Here is a 23812-nt window from a genome sequence, read left to right as displayed (position 1 = left end):
GAGCGATGGTGTTTGAGACAGCGTTCCCGGCACCCGGGATATAAGGCGAAGCGATGGCCTTTAGTTCGAATCAGGCTGAACGGTTCGTTGTCATTGACCTGTAACGGGCGGCCTCTGGCTAAGCTCAATTCAGAGGGTCACTCCGACAGCCTTCAAGGTGTGACGGACGTGTATTGATCGTCGAATCGAGGGTGAGACCATGGAAGCCTGTGACATGAAGCGTACTCCCCGCCAATCACATCGTTTACTTGCCATGTGCATCGTGACGCTGATGGGCTGCACGAGTAGCAACGAGCAGACCTCGCAAGACGCGTCAGCCATGTCCGGTGTCGCCATGGTGGATCAGATCTGCTCCTTGTGTCATGGCTTGACGGGGGAGTCCGTCTCACCGATGTTTCCCAAGCTGGCCGGGCAGCAAAAAGAGTACCTGAAGCTGCAACTGGGCGACTTCAAGCGGCATCTGCGCAGCGATACATCCGGGGCTCAGTACATGCGCGGGTTTGATCATTTGACCGAGACCCAGATCACCGAACTGGCCGATTATTTTTCACATCAAAGTCCAATGAAGTCGGATGCCGACAGCGCCGATGCCCGGGGTGAATCCATCTTTGGCAACGGCATTCCCGAGTCAGGCGTCGCTCGGTGCGGTTCGTGTCACGGTGCTGGCGGGGAGGGCAATGGCCGGATTCCCCGGGTGGCAGGTCAACATGCGGAGTATGCGATTCGCCAGATCAAGGTGCTGCAGCAGACGGAGCAGCGCCCCCGTGACGACTCGATGAAGTCGTCGAATCATTCACTGTCTGAGGCGGACACCGAATCTGTCGCTCGTTACATGGCGACACTCGGCGCCCAGCCACAATGACCTTTGAGTCTCAATACAGCGGCCCGGAGAGATTGCACACTCCCCGGTGCCGTGACTCAGGCCAGCAGTATGTGATCGATAACCTCTTTTACACCGGGTACTGACCAGGCCGCCCGTTCTGCAACCTGACGCTGGCGCCATAAATGGACCCGGCCTTCGAGTATCACCACATCGCCCTGGACCTTGACGTGTATCCCCTCGGCTTCTACTTCGGCATTGCGCTTGAGTGCCGCTTCGATGCTGCGCTGAATATTGCCAGCGTCGACCCGGGGACGAAGGGCGAGCTGATTGTCGATGCCCAGCACGCCGGACAATTTGCGCACGGCCCGTTCCGCGGTTTCTTTTTGGTATTGCCAGTCCACTTGGCCTTCCAGGGTGACCCACCCATGTTGCACGACGACTTTGATGTCGCCTTCGGGCACGTCGGAACTCCAATTAATGATTTTCAATGCGCGACTGGCAATGGTGTCATCTGCCGTGCCGGCGCCTTTCTCGGGGCGGATCTGAATTTCTTCGGCGACCGCGCGTACCCCTTTGAGGTTTTTGACCGCGCGTTCTGCGTCGATTTTCTGGGCGTAGGTGGAAACGTGACCGGTGAGGGTCACCACACCATCGTCCACGGCCACGCCAATGTTCGCAGCATTGATTTCAGGCTGGAATTCCAGTTCATCCAGAATGGCATTACGCAGACTCAAGTCGTTCATGATGAAGTCCTCTGTGAAGGGCGTGAGACAGGACGGACCGTGAGCGCCCGATAAGTCTTTTCTACGCCTGAACGACGAAAAATCCTTGAGGTATATCAATAATGCGGCCGACAGGCCCGCGGTGTTCAAAACGCCAACTTCGGTCCCGGGCAGGCATTGGCGCTGGCGATGTCGTCATCGTCCAGCGCGTCCATATCCGCCGCCAGCCGCAGGTTGGCCAGCAGGCGCAACAGGGCGAAGAAGCCGATGAACCGAGCGCGGCTGCTCAAGTCATTGCTCCTTGAACGCACTGTTGACCCGGTCCAGCAGCGGCTTCAACAGATAGCTGAGCATGTTGCGTTCACCGGTCTTGATGGTGACTGATGCGGGCATGCCCGCGCGGATGTGATTGCTGCCGAGCATGGCCATGCCGGCGGGCGTCACTTCGATCTGCGCCAGGTAGTAGGGTTGTTTGTTGTCGTCGCTGACCAGGCGATCGGCGGAAATGGTCAGCACCTGGCCCGGAATGTTCGGTGTCTGCACGTGATTGAACGCGGGGAACGAGATGGTCACCGGCAGGCCTGGCGTCATCCGGTCGATGGCTTGCACCGGCACCATCGCGTCGATTTGCAACGGTTCGTGGGCCGGCACGATTTCCATGATCTTGAAACCGGGCGCGATCACGCCGCCGATGGTCGAGACGTTCAGGCCCTGGACCACACCGTCGATGGGCGAACGGATCACCGTGTGCCGGACCTGATAATCCAGGGCCTGCAACCGGTCGGTCAGGGCGCTATTTTCCTTCTGCACATCGGCCAGCAGCGACTGCACTTCCTTGCGGTAGTCGAACCCCCGCTGAAGGATGCGCAACTTGATTTCGGCGACCTGGCCCCGCGCCCTGGCAATGTTGTTGAGGTTGTCGGCCTGGGAGGCATTGAGATCAGAACCGGTGCGTTCCAGTTCGAGCATACGGTTGCGCGGCACATAGCCTTCGGCGGCCAGTTGCCGTATCCCGACCAGTTCCTGATTGAGAAACCCGAGCTGTGTCGAGCGGGCACTGTAGACGTGTTGCAACCCTTTGATCTGTGCTTCGGCGGAGTTTTGCGATTCGCGCAGGATGCCAATCTCGCCCTCAAGGGCGGCGCGGCGCGTGGTGAACAAATGCCGTTGCAGGAGGATCGCATTGTTCAGGTGCTCGCTGCCGGCGTAGCGCTGCAACATGGCGGGGTCGAAGATGACCTCGGGTACGCCGTCACGCTCGGCTTGCAAACGGTTTTCCATGGTTTTGGTGGCGATGAACTGAGCGTTGACCACCCCTTGTTCCGAGAGCGCCTGGGTGGCGTCGAGCCGCACCAGCTCCTGATCCTTGCTGACGCTGTCGCCTTCGCGCACCAGAATCGCTTCGACACTACCACCGGTAAGGTGCTGGATGGCTTTGCGGTTGCTGGTGACCTTGACCGTGGCGGTGGCGACGATGCCGGCGTCCAGCGGGGCCAGCCATGACCAAAGCAGAAATCCGCCAAAGCCGAGGATCACTAGCAGCACGCCCCAACGAGCCAGGCGGTGGTCGTTGATATCGATATTGGCCGCCGCGCGGACCAATTCCTGGCTACGAGGATCAAGACTCAAGGCGCCCATTTATTCTCTCCCGCGAACAGCTGACAGGGTGGGTGCGCCGACGGGCAGCACGCTGGTTTGACGCAGTGCAGCAAACACTTCGTCCCTGGGGCCGAACAATTGCGTGCTGCCTTCGCGCAGCATCAGGATTTTGTCGACGGTGCCGAGGATGCTCGGACGGTGGCTGATCAGCACCGTGGTGCATCCCCGGGACTTGAGGTCTTCCAGCACCTCGATCAGGGCTTTTTCCCCGGCGTCGTCAAGGTTGGCGTTCGGCTCATCGAGCACGATGATCGACGGTTCACCATAAAGTGCACGGGCCAGGCCGATACGCTGGCGCTGTCCACCGGACAGCGGGTTACCGTCTACATCCAGGGTCGTGTCATAACCGTGGGCAAAGCGCAAAATCATGTCGTGCACACCGGCCCGCTTGGCCGCCACGATCACGGCATCACTGTCGACTGCGCCGAAACGGGCGATGTTGTCGGCAATCGTGCCTTCGAACAACTCCACGTCCTGGGGCAGGTAACCGACCCAGGGGCCGAGCTCTTCCTTGTTCCACAGGTAGACGTCCACGCCGTCGAGCCGCACTTTGCCGCTTTGCGCCGGCCAGATGCCCACCAGCAGCCGTGCCAGGGTTGACTTGCCCGAGGCGGACGGGCCGATGATGCCTAGGGATTCACCCGGCGACAGGTTGAAGTGCGGTCCGCGAAGGATCGATTGGCTCATGCCCGGCGCCCCGGCGTGCAGGTGTTCAACCGAGAGCATGCCCAAGGGCCGTTGCAGCTTCATCGCATCGGCCCGGGGCGGAAAATCTTGCAGCAGTTGCTTGAGCCGCGACCAGGCGCGACGGCTGGTCAGCAATTGCTTCCAGGCGCCGATCAGTTGCTCCACGGGGGCCAGGGCGCGGCCGCTGAGGATCGAGCTGGCGATCATCATGCCGGGGGTGATCGAGCCTTCGATCGCCAGCAGGGCACCGGTGCCGAGAATCAGCGATTGCAGGGTGATCCGTACGAAACGCGCAAGGCCGCTGATGTAGGCAGCCCGATCGGAAGCCAGGGTTTGCATTTCGAGAATCCGCAGGTGGCTGCCAAACCAGCGCTGGGTGATGGCAGGCAACATGCCCATGGCTTCAATGACTTCGGCGTTGCGCAAATTGTTGTTGGCGAAAGTACCTGAGATTTGTGACGCCAGGTTCGCCTCGTTCAACGGCTTTTTGGTGGCGATTTCGGTGAGCCAGGTCAGGGACACCAGAATCAGCGAACCGCACAGGGTGACGATCCCGAGCAAGGGGTGGATCAGGTAGGCGACGAACAGGTAAATGGGCGTCCACGGCGCATCGAAGAACGCAAACAGCCCGTTGCCGGTAAGAAACTGGCGTACTTGCGCGAGGTCTTGCAGGGCTTGCGCCGGGTTACCGCCGGTGCGTTGCAGATTGCGCTCGAAAGCGGCGGTGAACACGCGACGGTTCAGGGCCATGTCCAGTCGATTGCCGACTCGGATCAGCACCCGCGTGCGCACCACTTCCAGTATGGCCATCAAGGTGTACAAACCGATCATCAGAAGGGTCAGCATCAGCAGCGTGGTGACATTGCTGCTGACCAGCGCCCGGTCATACACCTGCAGCATATAAATGGCCGGCGCCAGCATCAGCACGTTGATGACACCACTGAATCCCGCCAGCGAATAGAACGTATGGCGCAACCGAAAAAGCAACTCGGCAAACTCGGATCGCTGCTGGTTTTTCTTGTTCATCGGAAGGGTCCAATGCCGTGGTTTTATGTACCTCAGCGTAGGAGAACGACTGTTGGTCGGATGACGTCCCGATCCGGTTTTTACGCGTCAATATTTTATTGACGCTTTTGACAGTGTTTAAAAACAATGGGTTGGGCGCTGTACTGTCTGGCGCTTGTAATGAAGTTGGCTTGTTGGCGATCAAATTTCGTGCGACTTAAGTCTAGTTATCGTCCTCGAAGCCTGCGGCGCTTGCGACCAGTGCCCTGCATCCGCCGGGGTTAGCTGCTATTAATCAATAGTGTTCGAGTAATTGACCCTGTCAGGAGCGCGTCATGAACCCTTTCATCCGGATTGGCATTGTCGATGACCACCCTATGTTGCGTGAAGGCGTGGCCAATACGCTGAGGAAGAGGACGGACTTACAAGTCGTGGAGCAGGGGGGCAGCGCGGACGAAGCCCGGGACATCGCTCTGCGATTGAGACCGGACGTGATGCTGATGGACGTCAATATGCCGGGCGATGTGTTTGCTGCCGTGCGGTACATTTCGACCCAACTGCCGGACGTGAAGGTGCTGATGCTGACAGTTTCCGAATCCGAAGATGACGCTTATTCAGCGCTCGAAGCGGGTGCTCGTGGTTATGTGTTGAAAGGGATCAGCGGACCGGATCTGGTGCTGGCAATTCGCTCGATCTCCAGGGGTGAAACGTACATCACCCCTGAATTTGCCAAAAAGCTGCTGAGCAACTTCAGAAAGCATGAAGCCGAAGTCCGCAAGATAGACCTCACCCATCGGGAGGAGCAGATCATTCGTGAAGTCTCAATGGGCTTGACCAATAAGGAAGTCGCTTCAAAACTCTTGATCAGCGAAAAAACCGTCAAGTACTACATGACTTGCGTGATGCAAAAGCTGCATGCCCGCAACCGTGTCGAGGCTGTCACCGCCCTGCGCCGCTATTGGGAGCGCGAGGCTATGGATCGCCTGCGCATCGGGACAGTAAATTCTCACTTGGATGTATAGGGTGGCCCCTGACTAAAGCTTGAACTGTGCATTTACCGAAGTGCCGGCAGCGGATGAGTCGATGCTGAACAGTCCTCCCAGGGATTCAACGCGATAACGCAAACCGGCCAGCCCCAGTCGGATTCTGCCCGCTGTGTCGACCACCATGGCGTCAGCCGCCATGCCCGGTCCATTGTCCTTGACGCTGATGTGTAGCAACCCGTCCATGTAATCCGCGCTGATGGCCTGGCCGTGGCCATGGGCATGACGGTAGGCATTGTTGAGGGTTTCCTGCACGAACCGGTAAAGACACAATTTGAGTGGCAGTGAAGCCTCCTCGGGCAGCACCCCCAGGGTTAATTTGACCTTGGTGCCGGTGCGTTGCTCGTGTCGTTGAGCCACCAGTTGAAGCTCCTCCTGCAAGCTAAGGTCGTTGATTTCCGGAAGCGCCAGACCCCGTGATAATTCCCGCACCTCACGCAATGCATCGGTGGCTGCACCTCGGATGGTTTCCAGGGATTCCTGATCGACTGCCGTGCAGTTCTCGGCCAGGTCATCGAGCCGGATCAGTATCAAGGTCAACAGCTGTGCCGGCCCATCATGCAGGTCTGCACCGATGCGGCGCAGGGTCAGTTCGTTGATCCGCGAGAACTCCTCAGTCGCCGTGGTCATCTTGCGCTGGAGCGCGGCATTACTGATGCGCAACCGTGTTTGCTCCAGTAGCCGCAGCCTCAAGGCCACTTGCTGGCGCTGGATGATCGTGTCACCGCGCCTCACGAGGAAGAACAGTAGCGTCAGCATCGCCAGTGTCGCGGCGCCCACGACCATCCACACCTGCTGGCGGATGCGCCTGATCTCCTGTTCCAGGCTGTCGGCCTTTTCATAGAACTCGCCCACGGCAATGATTTTTCCGGTATTGAACTCGCGCAGCGGTGCATAAATTTCATAGAGCGGCACATTCATATTGCGCTCGAACTGGTTCTCTTCCTGTTTAAGGTCCTCGAGGTCGGTCACCACGTTGCCTTTGAGCGCATCGGCAATCTCTTCCATCGGGAACTTGCGATTAGTAATGGATTTATCTGTGCTGTAAACCACCGTGCCGTCGGGTCGCCAGATCTTGATCGAGACGATGTGCCGTTTCAGTGAGTGGGTCTCCATCAAGCGGTCCAAGGATTTGACGCTTTCGGTCGAGAGGACATTTTCGCGACTCAGCTCCTGCACATAGGGCTCCAGAAACGCTTCCATGTAGTGTGCGCCGGCCTCTGCGGCGCTTTGTACGGCGGCTCTCTCTATTCGTTCACTGACCAGTTCGCCGACGAAAAACATCGTCAGCCCCAGAATCAGTGCGGCGGCAATCACGAACTGCGTAGAGCGGCTTAGCTTGCGTGCCTGAACTATCAGTCGGCTGCGCATCGGATTACGGCGACGATCAGGTCCAGGTATCGTCCCGTCCGGGATCTCACTCGGTTCAGCGACAAACGTCTCGGTTTCCGGGTGGGCTTTTGAGTCATTTGCCATCGCTTCAATTCCCTGGTCATAGCTTGACGTTGATTGAACAGCCTGCGCGTCACCGGATATCCGCAGCGTGTCATGTTCAAGCTGCCTGTACGAACAGGCTCACTATAGATGGACAATCAGTACAGCACGCGACGGCTTGTTGTGTGGCCTGGAACGGCCTGCCAAACCAGGGGGATTCGTACTTCAGTGGCCGACCAAGGTCAGGTTTGCACCTGCGACTTAGGTCCCGATTCTTGATTGGACCTTCGCATCTATCGCTGTTCGTTCACCTCCCCGATGCTTTAGATGACGAATTAACGATTTGGAATCCAGCTGACAGGCTGCCCGAAAGGTTGGGATCAAGGCCAGGTCAGTCATGACGGATCTGAGGTTTGAAACCCAATTTGACAGGTGAAATATCATGGCCACGCGCTATATTTTGAAACCTTTTCGATTCAATCTTTCCGATCTGGACTTCATGCGGGATCAGATTGATTTTCGTCCGCTCTACGATGCGGATGGCAACGCGATTGTCGATTGGAGCGGGTCGAGTGCGATATACGATGCGCAACACCGGTTAATCTACGATCCAGGCAGCACACCCCTGAGCCAGGCCCAGATTGACAGTAACCTTGCGATGTATGGTCACTCCTACGCGTCGGTGACGGCCTCTCAAGGCCTGCGCGATCCGTCGGGGCTGAACAACAACCTGTACCTGGTCAATGCCACTTGGGGATCAGCCGATCAACCCTTCCTGCAACGCATGGCGGTGTCGTTCGATCATTACGTCAAGCCCATGGCGGGACTTGGCAGCGACCCCAACGCGTTCTACGCCAATACGTTTACAACCAGCCCCGACCCTGCGGCGGCGGACTACACCAAGCGAGGCGACAACCTCGCGACGCCGATCAATGAGGCGTCTCCTGCTCACGACGTTGTGGATTACACGCCGCGCATGATTAGCCGGTTAGTCACCACCGCAGACGTTACCTTCCAGACGGAGCCCGGTAGCACTCACCTCGTCAAGGACGTCAACGGTTTCACCCAAGTGACTGACTACGGCATGCTGGAAGCGCTCGGCCAGCAAGACGCCCAGCGCGGCTATGACTTGCAGTTCGATGCCAACGGCAATCCGGTCTGGCAGCTGGATGGCAATGGCAATCCGGTCACTGACCCGCTGACCGGCGCCAACGTACAAGCGTATTCGTCTGTGCCAAATGATGAGTTCTTCATCGGCGCACAGAACCCTGGTGTGTCACCGGTCAATGGCTGGTTTGTCCTGTTCGGCCAGTTTTTCGATCACGGCCTCGATTTCATCGGCAAGGGCGCAGACGGCACCAAAATCACGATCAACCTGTCCCCGGACGATCCGCTCTATGGCGTGATCAACCCCACCACCGGCCAGCCTGCCACCAAGATCGTGATTTCCCGCGCTGATGTGAGCGGCTTCACCGCCGACGGTACACCGCAATGGAACAACCACACATCGCCCTATATTGATCAGAGCCAGACCTATGGCTCCGACCAGGAAGTCACCGATCTGCTGCGAGCGTGGGTGTCCACCGATGGCGGTATCACCTTCCATGCCGGCGCCCAAATGCTGGACGGCAACACGTCGGTCGCCTGGAAGAATGCGTTTGGCGAAACGACGCACGCCACGCTGCCTACGCTGAACGAACTGCGTGCGCACCTGATGCTCACCCAACGTGCTGACTTGACCTGGGAAGACGTGCTCGATCTGCGCAATCGCGACGCGGCTGGCAACGTGGAAACCGGGGCCGAGGCCGGCAACTCTGGCCAGGCGCTGATTCTTGATATGAACCCGCGCTTCGACGAGGCGCACTTCAAGAACCCGTTGAACCCTGAGGCTGCGACTGATTTCCAGGCCAATATTGCGACCCTCCAGGCTGCGGCGCTGGCGTTGGGCGCCGGTTATGAGTTCGCCTATGTCGACGGTGCTGGCCCCAATGATGGTTACCTGGAACTGAAACTGCCGGCCGGCGCCATGGGCCCGGGATCACCGGCGGTGACGCTGACGGGAGCCAGCACATTGGCGCTGTGGGTGAATTTCAGCGACTTCAGCATCAAGACATCGATGCAGGCGGGACCCACCGTGATCGCACTCACTCCAGAAGTGCACGCCGCCGTCGGCGAGCTGTTGATGGCGGCGGTGGGCGATCACTACATTGCCGGTGACGGCCGAGTGAACGAGAACATCGGTCTGACTGCGGTACACCATGTGTGGCACGAAGAGCACAACTTCCAGGTGCGCAACATTCAGGAAGCCGTTGCGGTCGAGGACTTGCGTCAGGAGCGGCTCGATCAGGCGGGTACTTACAACCATGACCTGCTGCATGAGTGGCAAGTATCGGTGGCCACCCAGGCGACAGATGTCGTGGCGGCCGGGGTGAGCGTGGTCGGCAATCACTACGAAGATGCACAAGGCAATTACGTTTACGCCGGTGGTGCCATCGCCTGGGACGATAACAAACTGTTCAATGCAGCCAAAATCACGGTCGAGATGGAGTATCAGCATACGGCGGTGGACCAGTTTGCCCGAACCATCACACCCAACATCGCCGAGTTCGTGGGCTACAACAGCGGCGAACAAGCCGATGTGAGCCTGGACTTCTCGCAAGTGGCCTACCGCTTCGGCCACAGCACCCTGCGCGAATCAATCGACCTGATTGATCCGTCGGGAGGCATCACCAGCGGTGTGATGCGCGTTGCACTCGAGCGAGCTTTCCTCACCCCTGAGCTGTTTGCGCAAAAGGGCGCGGCCGCTATCGCCCTGGGCATGACCCACCAACAGGCGAACGAGGTTGACGAATATGTCACGCCAGCGCTGAACCAGGGTCTGCTCGGCCAGCCGCTGGACCTGGCTGCGATCAACATCGCCCGTGGCCGCGACGTCGGCATCCCCACACTCAATGAGTTCCGCGCGGCCATCGGCCTGAGCGAATACAGCAGTTGGGCCGACTTTGGCGCCAACATGATCCACCCGGACAACCTGGTGAATTTCATTGCGGCTTATTCGTTCGACGGCAACGTCGCACGCGCCGCCGCGCTGATCGGTCTGGAGAACGGCACGATCTCCGAAGGCAGCACCGAAGCCCAAGGGTATACGTACAACCAAGCACTGGATTTCCTCAACAACACCTTCAACAGCCCCGCTGACGCGGGTAGCTATGGCGTCGACGGCTTTCAACACATCGACACTTGGTTGGGCGGCCTGGCGGAGGTGCACGTCACCGGGGGCATTCTGGGTGAAACCTTCGACACGGTGTTTGTCGACCAGATCAGCCGACTGATGAACGGCGACCGCTTTTACTACCTCTATCGCCTGGACCAGTTGCAGATGGGCGAGGGCATCGTCAATGAACAGTTCAAGGACATCGTCGAGCGCAACACTGGCGCCGAGCACCTCAATGGCAGCGTTTTCGCCTATGCCGACAAGTACTACGACCTGGCGCAGAACGAGGTCGCCAATGCCAAGACCGAGCACAAATACGCCGATGCGATCAAGGCTTACGAGGATGCTCATCCTCTCTACGCCGCCGATGGCATTACGGTGATTGGTCACCAGTCGCTGGGCGTTTATTCAACCCGGGGCAATGCCACCACCAACAACGGCGACATCGTGACCGTCAATGGTGTGCAGTACATCCGTGACTTCCGTGTCGAAGACAGCGCCGCGACCTCTGGCACCACGGCGATCAACGGAGGGGGAAATCTCGACGGCACGCTGAACAGCGGTGCCGAGTCCCACGAGGTGATAGTGGCCAGCGACAGTAACGACCTGATTTACGCCTGGGGCGGTGACGATACGGTCTATGGCGAAGGCGGCAACGACATAATCTACGGCGGCAACGGTATCGACCGCCTGTACGGCGGTGACGGCAACGACCGCATCTACGGCGGCGATGGCGGCGATCTGCTGGACGGTGGCGCCGGTGACGACTACGTGAGCGGCGAACAATCCGCCACGGCAGCGGCGGGCATCGACCAGATCATTGGCGGCGAAGGCAACGACATCCTGCACAGCGGTGTCGGCATCGACAAGCTGTCGGGCGAATCGGGTGACGACTTCCTGTTCGGCGAAGGCGATACCGATGCCTTCACCCACGGTGGCGATGGCAACGACATCCTTGACGGCGGTGCCGGTGGTGATCTGCTGTGGGGTGACGGCGGTGACGACCTGATCATCGCCGGCGACGACCAGGATATTTCGGGCGGCCTCGATGGCGACGATATCTTGCGCCCGGGGGCCTTCTCCCAAGCCATGGGCGGTGGGCCGGACGAAGTACTGGGTGGCGACGGCAAGACCGACCTGGGCAACGATGGCAAGGGCATTGGATTCGACTTGATCGACTTCAGCGACCATGCCAAGGCCCCCCAAGGTCTCACGATCGATTTCTCGACCCAACAAAACCCGGCGGTGGCCATCGACTTGACCACTCCGTTCCCTGCGTGGGTCGGTATTGAAGGGGTCATTGCCAGCCAGAACAACGACACCATCCTGGGTGATGCGAGCGGCAACTGGCTGATCGGCGGCAGCGGCAATGACAAGCTGGTCGGCGGCATTGGCAACGACGTGATCGTCGGTGACGGCATCCGTCTGGACAGCCTGATCGGCACCTACGCCGGTGGTTACGACAATTATCAGGATGGCGCCAATTACCGTGCTGCCGGATTTATCGGCACCAACGGCCTGCTGGACGCGGTGGGGCCTGGCTACGACAAGCACTTCACCGAGATGCTGAAGTCGGCCACTTTCGAGAATCTGGAATTAGGCGGTAGCCAGGTCACCCGTTTGTGGCGCAATGGAGTTGCGAGTACCAATCCTGCCGATCTCGCCGATAGCGTCACGGTCGGTGACGGTGGCACGGCAGGCGTGTCGGACATGGCAATGTTTACGGGCAACCGGTCGGAATACACGATTCAGAGGATCAACTTTCTGACCCAGCATCAGGGGCTCATCACCGCCTTCAAGATCACCGACAGCGTGGCGGGCCGCGATGGCAGCGACATTGTGGTTGGCGTGGAGAAACTGGGCTTCGCCGACCGCACGGTCAACCTGAGCATCACCAATCATCTTCCGACCGGTAATGTGGTGCTGTCGGGCTATGCCACTTCGCCGACCACGCCAAGTCGTCCGGTGCCGGCCCAATACCGGCTGACCGCGAACACCTCGGCCATCCAGGACGCCGACGGCTTGCCTGGGCCAAGCGGGTTCTCCTATCAGTGGCAAGCGCTGGTGGGAGCGACCTGGTTGAGTATCACCGGGGCGAATGCGTCAACCTTTGCGCCCACCTCGGCACAGTTCGGCCAGCAACTGCGGGTGATCACCACGTACACCGATGACAGCGGCTCGGTGGAACAGCTGACGTCGGCCCCGTCGGAGGCAGTCGGGCGCTTGATCGAGGGCACCAACTTCTTCAACAACACGCTCAATGGCACCAACTTTCAGGACATCCTGATGGGCTACTCGGGCAATGACATCCTCAACGGTGGCTTGGGCTCCGACGTGCTGGACGGCGGCACGGGCAACGACACAATGCGTGGCAATACCGGCAATGATGTCTATATGCTCGATGCCAATGGCGATGTGGTTCAGGAGAATCTGAACGAGGGCACCGATACTGTCATGTCGTCGGTCAGCTACACCCTGGGCGCCAACGTTGAAAACCTGACCTTGCTGGGGGCGAACAACATCAACGGCACCGGTAACGCACTGGACAACGTTATCAATGGCAACAGCGGCAACAACCAGCTCACTGGCTTGACGGGTAATGACACAGTGTTCGGGGGCGCGGGCAACGATGCGCTTCTGGCCTCCTTGAACGATGGCAACGACCACTATGACGGCGGTGCGGATGTCGACACCTATGATTTGTCGGCCACGTCGGCGGCGGCCACGGTGGACTTGCTGGCCGGCACCTCAACCAGCGCCCAGACTGGCAGCGACAGTCTGACCGGCATCGAGAACGTCACCGGCAGTTCGGGCAACGATCACATTCAGGGCGACGGGGTCAGCAACCTGTTGCAAGGCCAGGGCGGCAATGACTGGATGGACGGTGGCAGCGGCGCCGATACGTTGATTGGCGGGCAAGGCACGGACAACCTGTTCGGTGGGCTTGGCAACGACACCTTCCAAGCGTCGGTCAATGACGGCAACGACAGTTACGACGGCGGTGGCGACACCGATACCTACGACCTGTCGGGGACCTCGGCCAACGCATCGGTCAACCTGCTCACCGGCCTTGCCAGCAGTTCGCAAACCGGCAATGACACCTTGACCGGTATCGAGAATGTGATCGGCGGCAGTGGCGCCAACACCCTGACCGGTGACGGTGGCGCTAACGTGCTGACAGGCCTGGGAGGCAATGACACGCTCGGCGGTGGTGGTGGCAACGATACTCTGGTCGGTGGCGCGAACCGGGACTCCCTGACTGGTGGAGCGGGCGATGACCTGTTTGTCTTCTCGGCCATTGGAGATTCAGGTACGTCAACCCTTACCCGAGATGCAATTACTGACTTTACCCAAGGGCAAGACCGCATCGATTTGTCCCTGATCGATGCCCGGACCTCCGGCGCGGGTTCCGCCGGTAATCAGGACTTCACCTTCCTCGGCGAGTGGAACGGCGCCGGCAATGAGTTCAACAACCAGGCGCAATTGAAGTACCACTTCGTTAATGTCGGCGGGGTCGATCACACCTATGTGGAGGGCAATGTGAACAGCGGCAATGGCGCCGACTTCCAGATTGATCTGGTCGGGCATGTGGCCCTTACTGCGAGCGATTTCGTCGGCGTGGTTTAGGTTGGCAGCGTAAAAAGGGCGCCCCTTTTCACTAAGGGGGCGCCCTTTGTTTTTTGCAGGAGGGACGCGCGCTAGACCACAGCGCCAAACAAGTGCCCCACCAGTGCCGTAACCGCCATGGCCAACGCGCCCCAAAAGGTCACCCGCCAGGCACCGGTGATGACCTTGGCGCCGCCGGCCCTGGCGGCAATGGCGCCCAGCGTCCCGAGAAACACCAATGACATGCCCGATATCCAGGGCACCACGCTGTGCTCCGGCGCGACAAACGTCACCGCCAGGGGCAGGGCGGCACCCACCACAAAGCTGGCGGCGGAAGCCAGGGCGGCCTGCAAGGGTTTGGCGGTAAGGGTGGCGCTGATACCCAGTTCGTCCCGGGCGTGCGAACCCAACGCATCATGGGCCATCAATTGATCGGCCACCTGATGCGCCAGTTCGGGTGATACGCCACGGTGCATGTAGATGTTGGCGAGCTCGATGTGTTCGGCTTTCGGGTCACTGGCCAGCTCGGCCCGTTCGCGGGACAAATCGGCACGCTCGGTATCCGCCTGGGAGTGTACGGAGATGTACTCGCCTGCCGCCATAGACATAGCGCCGGCCATCAGCCCCGCCATGCCCGTGACCAGCAACGTGGCGTGGCTGGCGTTGGCGGCGGCCACGCCGATCAGCAGGCTGGCGGTGGAGACAATCCCGTCGTTGGCCCCCAGGACGGCGGCGCGCAGCCAGCCGATACGATCACTGCGGTGGGACTCGGTGTGTCTGTGCATGAATTTCATGGTTGAGCGCGACTCACTGTCATTGGGCGGTTCACATCGGGCGGGTTTCAATCTGCGCCTGCAACTGGCCGCCGACAATGGATATTTCCTTGAATTGTTGCCCGTCGCGCAGCACGAACAGCGCGTCCATCCCGCGTTCCTGTGCCAGACGTGGCCCTTCGGTTTCACCCAGCACCATCAGCGCCGTGGCCCAGGCATCGGCGAGCATGCACGAAGCAGCCACCACGGTGACGGCGGCGAGCGGGTTGCACAGCGGCGCGCCGGTGGCCGGGTTCATGGTATGAGCATAGGCTTGACCGGCCACGTCGACCCACTGTCGGTAGTCCCCGGAGGTCGCGATCGCGGCGTCGCCAAGTTCCATCACACCCATGACTTCACGCACGCCCCGGTCAGGCTTTTCCACCGCTACGGTCCAGCACTGGCCATCGGGTTTGACGCCCCGGGCGCGCATCTCGCCATCGATGCCGACCAGGTAGCGGGTGATGCCAAAACCTTCCAGGCAACGGGCCAACTCATCGACGCCAAACCCCTTGGCGATGCCATTCAAATCAAGGTGCAGCGGCGCGCGTTTGCGCACCTGATTGCGTAACGGGTCGACCACCAACGCGGCGCTGGCTGACAGCCGGGTGCGCGGCGGCATCGTCGCGAGCGCCTGTTCTGTAACGGTCGGCTCTGCGGGGCCGAACCCCCAGGCATTCACCAGATCACCGACGGCAATGTCGAAGGCGCCGCCGGATTGCTGACTGACACGCAGTGCCGCTGACAGCACCGTTGCCAGTTCCTGGGGCACCGAAATCCATTGCTGCTCGGGGGCGGCATTGAGGCGGTTGAGGTCCGAGTCGGGTTTCCAGGTGGACATTTGCTGATCCACCCGGGCCACGGCGCACGCCAGGCGCTGACCCACTTCGTCGGTATCGATCCCGGCTCCGGCATAGAACAGGGCGGTGTAGCGGCTGCCCATGGTTTCGCCGTTCAGGCTGTAGCGCTGCAACTCAGTAGACGTCTTCACGGTAGCGTCCTTGTGCCTTGAGGGTCAGCACCGTCAGGTTGAGAGGTGCCAACACCTCATCGAGGGCGTGCATCACGCCTTTGGCCATTTCGCGACTGCCACACACCAGCACCTGGGCGCCTTTTTCAATCAGTCGACGCAGGGCCTGGGCATCGCCGATCAGCCGGTCTTGCACGTAGCAGCGGTCTTGAACCTGAGAAAAGGCGGCGCGCAATGCCGTCAGGCGCCGGTCGGCCAGGTACTGCTTGAGTTGCGGCTCGTAGAGGAAGTCCGAGGCCGGGTTGCGCCCGCCCCAATACAAGTGCATCGGGTGGTGGGCCGTGTTGTTGCGGATAAAACCGGCCAATGGACCGATACCGGTACCGGCACCGATCAGGATCACCGGGTGCGTGCCCGACGCCGGGCGGAATTGCGGGTTGGGCTGGATAAACGCTTCGATCGATGCTCCGATGTCCAGGCCATGAAGGAATTCCGAGCACACGCCACCGTTGTGTTTGCGCACGCAGATTTCCAGCACGCCGTCCTTCGAGCCGCTGGCCAGCGAGTAGAAACGGGGGATCGGACTGCCCGGAGGCACAATCCCGACCAGGTCACCGGCCAGGAAGTCCGGCAGCGCACCGGGTGCCTTGAAGCGCAAGACGTGGGTCGGTGCGTTCACCTGTTCGCCATAGACGATGCGCTCTGTCAGCAGCAATGGATGGGTCTGTGGCCGCTGCGGGGCATGGACCAGTGTCAGGTCATGTTTGAGCACGTCGCCCAGCGCGTGGCCCCAACGTGCAAATTCCTGAGAGGATTGGCGGTTGACGGTTTCCAGCCCCAGTAACGGCGAGCCACCGGCTTGCAACATCGCGTCCTGCACCTGATGGGCGAACTGACAGAACTGCGCAAACTGGCGGTCACCAAAGCCCAGCACGGCAAAGGGCAGGCCGGGCTTGAGGCCGGTTTTGGCCAGCCGCGCCATGAACTGCGAAGCCGAGGCTGGCGCGTCGCCGTCACCGTGGGTCGCGGTGAGGATGATCACGCGTTGGGCGCTGCGGTAGTCGTTGGCGTATTGATTCATCGCCGCGCTATGCACTCGGTGTCCGGCCAGGTGCAAGGCGTCATGCAAGGTCTTGGCAAAGCCCCAGGTGCTGTTGTTTTCACTGCCCACCAGAATCACGCTGTCGGCAGAGTGGGCAGGGCTGTTGTGGCGGATGTTCGGGCTCGCCTTGCGCCGGCGCAACCACAACAGAAGGCCGGTGACGCTCATCAACGGCACACAGAGGGCGCAGAGCCCAAGCGGCAGGCCCAGCCACCACAGGCCTTCACCGGTGTGCAGCTGATAGATCAATTCGTAGAGGTTGTGCATCGAGTCGTGGGCCTGGTAGGACAACAAGGCGCCGCTGGCCTGATCCACGTAGCCGTCGCCCTGGGCCGTGCGCAGGGAAAACACGTCCTTCGGGTTGCCGGGACTGGGGTAGACCAGCTCGCGCAGGTCATTCAGGTCGGTGGCCTGCAAGGCTTGCAGGCTCGCCACCGGCAAGGCCGGCCCGGCACTGACGTGGGCGGGGAAGGCGGGTTCATTCTGACTGCCGTCGGCGATAAAGCCGAAAGTGGTGGCGGACATATACAGCCCGCTCAAGGCCGACAGCAGCAGCCCGAGCAAAGCCAGTCGCCCGACTTCAGCATGCCAGCGCTGGTTGAACGTGCCGCGCAGTGGCCGCAGCAGGTTGCGCCAGCCACCCAGGCGTCGGGCCAGCAACAGCGCGCCGGACACTGACAGCATCAGCATGAACAACGCGCCGACACCCGACACCCCATGGCCCGGTGTGCCAAGGAACATCGAGCGGTGCAGCTCTTTCACCCAACGCGTGAACGCGGAGGGCGCATAAGGCGCGAGGCCTTCGCCAGTCAGTGGGTCGACCGTTTCAGCCCCGGCCTGACCGTTCTGGTTGTAGTAGACGATGACCGTCCCGGACGCTGTGCGCTGGATCTGCTCCACGCCCGGAAAGTGATTGGCCACACGCCCGGCCAATTGACCGACGGTGAGTTGCCCGGCCGCGGTGGGGGTGCTGTGCAAGCGTTCCAGCGCCGGGTCGACCGACAGGATCGCGCCGCTGATGGCCAACAGCATGACCAACAGGGCGGCGATCAGGCCGGACAGGGAATGGGACTGGCGAAGCATGTTCAGCCTCCAGAAAGGGCAGGTGCTACAAATCGTAAGTAAAGGACTCGACATAGGTGCTGCCGGTCGCCGGCTGGCCTGCGCCCTTGGACGTCAGGGGCACGCTGACATCGGCGCGGGCGTCACGTTTGTCCTCGACGGCACTGTCGATGCGGATCTGATACCCGGCATCGATCAGGGTGTCTGCCAGTTCGACGCTGACTTTGAGCGTGCGCCCACTGCCGACACTGGCGCCGCTGACGCCGTCAAACTCGCTCGGGTTCATCCCGCTGCCACGGGCCCAGTCGCCCAGGTGTTTGTAGTACTTGGCCTTCTTGCCGGCCACCCACAGGGTTTTCTGGTATTGGCCGTTGGCGTCGGTCACGTAGATCGCCAGGTAGGCATCATTGCCGCTGTAGTCCTTGAGCTGGGTGGTCAGGGTTACTTCCCGGGCCTGGGCCAACCCCGGCAGGGCAATGGCGCCGGCGAGACAGGTGGCTGCGATGATCTTTTTCATGAGGGTGTCCTTGTGATCGTTAGGTCGAGAGCCTGGACCTGCTTGCTGACAGCAACCTGAATCGCAGGAAAAACTCATCGACGGGTGAGGCGTCATTCGGTGAGCGGGCTGCCGAGATAATCCCTGGCATCGCCGTCGTCGCGGAAATGGATCTCGAGCATGCGCAGGCGCAGCGAGGCCGGTGAGTAGCTGGCTTCGATGGCGTTGCCCTTGCGGTCCAACCCCTTGAGTTCGTAACAACCGTCGTCGACCTTGATGCGTTGCACGCTCCAGCCGTATTGCCGCTCGACCTGCTGTCGCAAAGTCTCGCGGGGTTGCCAGTCGCTCACCGGGTCGCTGCAGTCGTCGTCGGCCATGGCGAAACCGCTAAGCAGCAGGCTCAACAGCGCGGCATGGGCAATAAAACCTGATTTCATGATCTGTCTCCTGCCGAGGTCGGCGTCTGTGGCATACCCTAAGGTGCATTCCTGACAACCAGCTGAATCTTCAGATTCACGTCAGGTAAGGCGATTAAGGTGCGGCACGACAACCACCACAGGAGGTGCCAGATGCGGGTTTTATTGGTCGAGGACGCCCCAGGGCTGGGGGAAGCGGTGCGCGAACAGATCGCCGATGACGGTCACGCCGTCGATTGGGTGCAGCGCCTGGACCATGCGCGCAACAGCGTGCGCACCACGCCTTACGACCTGATCCTGCTGGACTTGATGCTGCCGGACGGTCGCGGGCTGGATTTTTTGCGTCAGCAGCGCTCGGCGGGGGACGTGACCCCGGTGATTATCCTGACGGCCCAGGATCAGATTTCCGATCGCATCGCCGGCCTCAATGCCGGGGCCGACGATTACCTGGTCAAACCGTTCGACCTGTTTGAACTCTCGGCCCGTGTGGCGGCGGTGGCCCGCCGTTACAGCGGCAACCCCAATCCGCAGATCAGACTTGGTGATGTGCAGGTCGACATGAGCGCCCGCACCGTGCAGCGTGCCGGCACCACCGTGGACCTGACGGCCCGGGAATGGGCGCTGTTCGAAGCGTTCGTGCAGCGCCCCAGCGCGTTGTTGTCCAAGTCGCAGCTCGAAGAGCGGCTGTATGCCTTCGGTGCCGAAATCGAGAGCAATACCATCGAGGTGTACATCAGCCGTCTGCGTAAAAAACTGGGGCGCGATCTGATTGAAACCGTGCGCGGCATGGGCTACCGGTTGGCGGCCGCATGAAGTCTTCTTCGAGCCTGCAAAAACGCCTCGGCCTGGGGCTGACCCTGGGCATGACCTTACTGTGGCTGGGCGCGACTGTCGGCGCCTGGCTGGTGGTGCAACATGAGTTGAACGAAGCGTTCGACAGTGCGCTGGAAGAGACCGCGCAACGGATCTTGCCGCTGGCCGTGCTGGAAATCAGCAACCGGGAGGAACCCCGTGAAGCGCAGCACGTTGCGACGTTGAAAATGCACAACGAATATCTGACGTACCTGGTGCGCGATGCCAGCGGCAAAATCCTGATGCAGTCCCACGACGCCAACCCGAAGATCTTCAGTAAGCGGCCGACCGAGGGATTTTCCACTTCTGAAAAGTACCGCTTGTATGGCGCCAGTGCGTTACGCGAGACGCTGTTCATTGAGATCGCCGAGCCGCTGGGTCATCGCCGTGAAGCCGCGCGGGAGGCTTTGTTTGCCTTGTTGTTGCCGCTGTTGGCGCTGATTCCCGTCAGCCTGTTGGGCACCTGGTTGTTCGTGCGGATCAGCCTGCGCAGTGTGTTGGCGTATCGTCGGGCGGTCGAGGCGCGTGGGGTGGGGGATCTGTCGCCGATCAAGGTGGCCCGCCTGCCCGCAGAAATCGATCCGTTGGCCGAGGCGGTCAACCACCTGCTGGAGCGCTTGCGCAAGGCTCTGGAGGCCGAGCGCAGTTTTACCGCCAACAGCGCCCATGAACTGCGCACGCCACTGGCCGCGACCCTGGCGCAGATCCAGCGCTTGCACCACGAGGCGCCCGAAGGTCCGTTGCGGGTGCGGGCGGCGAAGATCGAAAACGCCTTGCGTGAGCTGGCGCGGCTTTCGGAAAAGCTCATGCAATTGGCCAAGGCCGAGGGCGGGGGGCTGTTGTCCGAAACGCCTCAGGACCTGATTCCGTTGCTGGCCCATGGCGTTGATGAGTGGAACCAGCGCAGCGGTCAGCGCATTGAATTGCATTTGCCAGGGCAGGCCAGCGTGTACTCGAACATCGACCCGGATGCCTTTGGCATCTTGTTGCGCAACCTGATCGAGAACGCGCTGAAGTACGGCGCCACCGATCAACCGATCGAAGTCAGCCTCACCGAGCAGGCCCAACTGCGGGTAGTCAATGGCGGCCCGGCGGTGCCGGACTCGGTGTTGCGGCACCTGACCGAGCGTTTTGTGCGTGGTCACAGTGAAATAAGCGGTTCTGGATTAGGGCTGGCGATCGCCAAAACCATTGTCCAAGGGGTCAACGCGAGTATGAAATTGGTCTCTCCTGCAACCGGTCGACAAGAGGGTTTTGAAGTGTGCGTCTGGTTACCGCTCGCGACGGTGATCGGAGACTGACAACGGCCGGGTCATTGTCGTAAATCCGCTTGCGTTAAAAAGTCCGACTGTTTCAGCAGTGAGGACAGTAAATGAGCGCGGGTCTCTCAGGCACTTATCGTAAGTAATGCAACAACTAATGGATCCAATGGAAGTATCTGGCGCTCATCTAATTTACGCGGGCCAGTTATCATGCGGCTTTCCGGGAAGTTGCCGATTTACCGTCGGGGTGAGTTGCTTTGACTGAAATAACCGTTTGTCGGTAGTCTGCTCAAAAAATGAACATTCTAGCCTCTTCGCCCTCTGATACTTCAGCATGTCACCATGACGTGCTAATGCTGTCGTAAAAAAGAAGTGGAAAAAAACCTCATGTGCAGTGAATGCAAATGGGGATTTTTTTATCTGAAATTCAGGAGGTAATAACTAAGCCGGTCATTGAATTGCCAGGTAATTCAATGGGCTAAGCAGTGTCAGGTCGACGATTTGGCATATCTTATAAAAAGTAAGATCGCACAGGGTTTGAAGAGCGAAATGCCCTGTTGAAGAACCGATCTGTACTATCGAATAAGGTGGGGAACTTACCGTGGCGATAAATACAATTATGAGCCTGTTGGAAAACAAAGAATGTATGGAATTTTTGCGGCTGGGCGTTATTTACGTTCATTTATTGTCGTGTTGCGTGGCTATTGGTCTGGTGTTGACCAGTGATATTGCAATGGTTAAAGATTTATTGAAACGGAAAACGTCCACTGGGCATGATCATGCTCACATGGAAAGTCTGCAGAAGTCGGTGGTGGTTGCGTTAATCGCGTTATGGGTAACCGGTATCGCTGTCATGGGAATTGATTACCTGGATAAAGGTATGAACTACTTCATGAACCCAAAACTTCAAGCCAAAGTCATTATTGTCATGTTGCTGACCTACAACGGCATGTTGTTGCATCGCCTGGTATTGCCCGCTTTGCAAAAGGCCGGCTCCTTGCTCGATCTCGGATTCAGCGCACGGATGCTGGCGCTGTTTTGCGGCTCGCTGTCGGCGGTGTCGTGGATGTACGCGGCCATGCTGGGCGTCGGTCGCCCGTTGGCCTGGAAATACTCGCTTTCCGAACTGTTGATGGCGTATCCGGTGCTGATCGCATTGGGTTTCCTGACCATGCTGGTGTTGACTCAGCGAGTCAAACAACAGGACTACGCCGTTTTCTCTGCGCGGACCGTTGCGAGCCAGTGCTAGGCCCGTTCAGCGCGTAAGTCTGGCGGGCTTGTTTTAAAGCCTGGCAGTGGCGACTTTCTTAGTGCAAGGCAATATAGGCCTGCACTGAGAAGGTCGCTTTTTTTTTGCCGCCATCTTGGCGCGTAACTGTAAGCGGGCACGGTGAATGGATGCTCGCTTATGGCTAGCGGTGCTTCGCGGCTTGCCTGTCCGTTCGATATCAGTAAAGCTTTGCCGCGCCCGGTCCCGGGCGGGTTGGCTACATGATCCAATGGTTAAGGAAAGCGTTGAATGACACTCAGGGTGATGGTGGTCGGTGGCTACGGAAATTTCGGCAGCATCGTTTGCAGGCATTTAATTGCGATGCCAGACGTGGAGCTGGTGGTCTCCGGTCGTAACTCACACAAGTTGCAGCGCCAGGTCAATGAACTGAAAACCCAGTCCGGCCGTGTCTGTGAAAGTTGGTGCGGTGATGCCATGGGCAGTGCGTTCGGCTCCGCGCTGCGCGCGATGGGCATCCAGTGGGTCGTGCACACCGGGGGCCCGTTTCAGGGGCAATCCTATGCCGTCGCGCAAAGCTGCATCGACGCGGGCGTGAACTACTGCGATCTGGCTGACTGCCGCACCTTCGTCAATGGCATTGATGTGCTCGACGCGAGCGCAAAACAGGCCGGCGTGGCCGTTCTCAGTGGGTGCAGTTCGGTGCCGACGCTGTCGTCGGCGCTCATCGACCACTATCGATATCGCTTCAAACGTATCGACTCGATCGCGCATGGCATTTCTTCCTCGGCCAAGATGCCCGGCCTCTCGACCGTCGAAGGGGTGCTGGCCTATGCGGGCAAACCAATCAAGCAGCTCAAGAACGGCCAGGTGCACGAAGTGTCGGGCTGGCAGGATTTGACCCTGCGCAAGATGCCGCAATTGGGGGCTCGTGTCCTGTCCAATGTCGATGTGCCGGACATGGATATCTTCGCGGCCCGTTACGGCGCCCATACCTTGAGTTTCAAGGCAGGTTCGGGCCTGAAACTCGGTGGCGTGGTCAACTACGTGCTCGCCGAGGCGTTGAGAATCGGGCTGGTGCGAGACTCTGCGGCGTGGGCGGCAAGGCTGCATCGTTGGGGGACGTGGTTTGAGCGATTCGGTGATGGCTTGAGTGCGATGTACATCGACGTCGAAGGGCAGGGCGTTGACGGGCAACCGCTGTCCATGACCGTGCAATTGACGGCGCACAATGACAAGGGCCCTGAAATCCCGAGCTGCGCGGCTGTCGCCCTGGTAGCAAAACGGGGCGCGGGTTACGTGCCGGCACCCGGCGCCCGTCCCTGCGTGGGCGAGATCAGCGTCGACGAGTACATGGCCGCGATCAACGACCCCGCCAATCTGCAGCTGTCCGTGCGCTTTTCTGACGAGCAGGGCTGA

Annotated in this window: 17 protein-coding genes; 7 read left to right on the top strand and 10 right to left on the bottom strand. The window is 59.9% G+C overall.

Features of this window, described 5'->3' with window-relative positions; genetic code table 11:
• Positions 1-214 precede the first annotated feature (214 nt).
• Positions 215-862 carry a c-type cytochrome gene (locus tag BLU63_RS30395; protein ID WP_083377326.1) on the top strand — a complete coding sequence of 216 codons (648 nt, stop codon included), beginning with the start codon at positions 215-217 and terminating at the stop codon, positions 860-862.
• 56 nt (positions 863-918) lie between these two features.
• Here BLU63_RS30395 and BLU63_RS30390 read toward each other — a convergent pair whose 3' ends face one another.
• From BLU63_RS30390 to BLU63_RS30380, 4 genes are all read right to left on the bottom strand, one after another.
• Positions 919-1566 (bottom strand): BON domain-containing protein, encoded by a 648-nt coding sequence (locus BLU63_RS30390; RefSeq protein ID WP_010459334.1) that lies wholly within the window; start codon positions 1564-1566, stop codon positions 919-921.
• A 125-nt stretch (positions 1567-1691) separates the two neighbouring features.
• Complete coding sequence (locus BLU63_RS32935; protein ID WP_154504316.1) at positions 1692-1835, bottom strand: hypothetical protein; 144 nt, start codon at positions 1833-1835, stop codon at positions 1692-1694.
• Between the two features lies 1 nt (position 1836).
• A complete protein-coding gene (locus BLU63_RS30385) occupies positions 1837-3183 on the bottom strand; it encodes an HlyD family type I secretion periplasmic adaptor subunit (protein ID WP_083377026.1) in 1347 nt (448 codons plus the stop codon).
• On the bottom strand, positions 3184-4917 hold the full coding sequence (locus BLU63_RS30380; RefSeq protein ID WP_083377025.1) for a type I secretion system permease/ATPase: 1734 nt from the start codon (positions 4915-4917) through the stop codon (positions 3184-3186).
• 314 nt (positions 4918-5231) lie between these two features.
• On the opposite strand from BLU63_RS30380, the gene BLU63_RS30375 reads away from it, so the two are divergent.
• Positions 5232-5918 (top strand): response regulator, encoded by a 687-nt coding sequence (locus tag BLU63_RS30375; protein ID WP_010459343.1) that lies wholly within the window; start codon positions 5232-5234, stop codon positions 5916-5918.
• Between the two features lie 12 nt (positions 5919-5930).
• Here BLU63_RS30375 and BLU63_RS30370 read toward each other — a convergent pair whose 3' ends face one another.
• Entirely contained in the window at positions 5931-7415 is a 1485-nt protein-coding gene (locus BLU63_RS30370) for a sensor histidine kinase (RefSeq protein WP_083377024.1), read from the bottom strand.
• 400 nt (positions 7416-7815) lie between these two features.
• Here BLU63_RS30370 and BLU63_RS30365 point away from each other — a divergent pair, with 400 nt between their 5' ends.
• Positions 7816-14214 (top strand): peroxidase family protein, encoded by a 6399-nt coding sequence (locus tag BLU63_RS30365; protein ID WP_167362286.1) that lies wholly within the window; start codon positions 7816-7818, stop codon positions 14212-14214.
• Positions 14215-14285: 71 nt separating this feature from the next.
• On the opposite strand, the gene BLU63_RS30360 is transcribed toward BLU63_RS30365, so the two are convergent.
• From BLU63_RS30360 to BLU63_RS30340, 5 genes are all read right to left on the bottom strand, one after another.
• The gene (locus BLU63_RS30360; RefSeq protein ID WP_010459348.1) at positions 14286-14987 is read right to left on the bottom strand and encodes a VIT1/CCC1 transporter family protein; all 702 of its coding nucleotides are present in this window, start codon (positions 14985-14987) and stop codon (positions 14286-14288) included.
• A gap of 31 nt (positions 14988-15018) precedes the next feature.
• The gene (locus BLU63_RS30355; protein WP_231990925.1) at positions 15019-15996 is read right to left on the bottom strand and encodes an FAD:protein FMN transferase; all 978 of its coding nucleotides are present in this window, start codon (positions 15994-15996) and stop codon (positions 15019-15021) included.
• Positions 15980-18160, bottom strand: a complete 2181-nt coding sequence (locus BLU63_RS30350; RefSeq protein WP_083377023.1) for a PepSY domain-containing protein — start codon at positions 18158-18160, stop codon at positions 15980-15982. Before BLU63_RS30350 ends, BLU63_RS30355 begins: the two co-directional genes overlap by 17 nt.
• Before the next feature lie 25 nt (positions 18161-18185).
• Positions 18186-18656 carry a DUF2271 domain-containing protein gene (locus tag BLU63_RS30345; protein ID WP_010459354.1) on the bottom strand — a complete coding sequence of 157 codons (471 nt, stop codon included), beginning with the start codon at positions 18654-18656 and terminating at the stop codon, positions 18186-18188.
• A 92-nt stretch (positions 18657-18748) separates the two neighbouring features.
• Positions 18749-19072 (bottom strand): PepSY domain-containing protein, encoded by a 324-nt coding sequence (locus tag BLU63_RS30340; RefSeq protein WP_083377022.1) that lies wholly within the window; start codon positions 19070-19072, stop codon positions 18749-18751.
• 132 nt (positions 19073-19204) lie between these two features.
• On the opposite strand from BLU63_RS30340, the gene BLU63_RS30335 reads away from it, so the two are divergent.
• From BLU63_RS30335 to BLU63_RS30320, 4 genes are all read left to right on the top strand, one after another.
• Positions 19205-19864 (top strand): response regulator transcription factor, encoded by a 660-nt coding sequence (locus tag BLU63_RS30335; protein ID WP_010459359.1) that lies wholly within the window; start codon positions 19205-19207, stop codon positions 19862-19864.
• The gene (locus BLU63_RS30330) at positions 19861-21204 is read left to right on the top strand and encodes a sensor histidine kinase (protein WP_083377021.1); all 1344 of its coding nucleotides are present in this window, start codon (positions 19861-19863) and stop codon (positions 21202-21204) included. Before BLU63_RS30335 ends, BLU63_RS30330 begins: the two co-directional genes overlap by 4 nt.
• Before the next feature lie 562 nt (positions 21205-21766).
• A complete protein-coding gene (locus tag BLU63_RS30325) occupies positions 21767-22414 on the top strand; it encodes a hypothetical protein (protein ID WP_042932140.1) in 648 nt (215 codons plus the stop codon).
• A gap of 270 nt (positions 22415-22684) precedes the next feature.
• Complete coding sequence (locus BLU63_RS30320) at positions 22685-23812, top strand: saccharopine dehydrogenase NADP-binding domain-containing protein (protein ID WP_083377020.1); 1128 nt, start codon at positions 22685-22687, stop codon at positions 23810-23812.

Source organism: Pseudomonas mandelii (assembly GCF_900106065.1).
In the GTDB taxonomy this organism is placed as follows: Bacteria; Pseudomonadota; Gammaproteobacteria; order Pseudomonadales; family Pseudomonadaceae; genus Aquipseudomonas; species Aquipseudomonas mandelii.
This window is presented reverse-complemented; position numbering and strand designations above follow the sequence as displayed.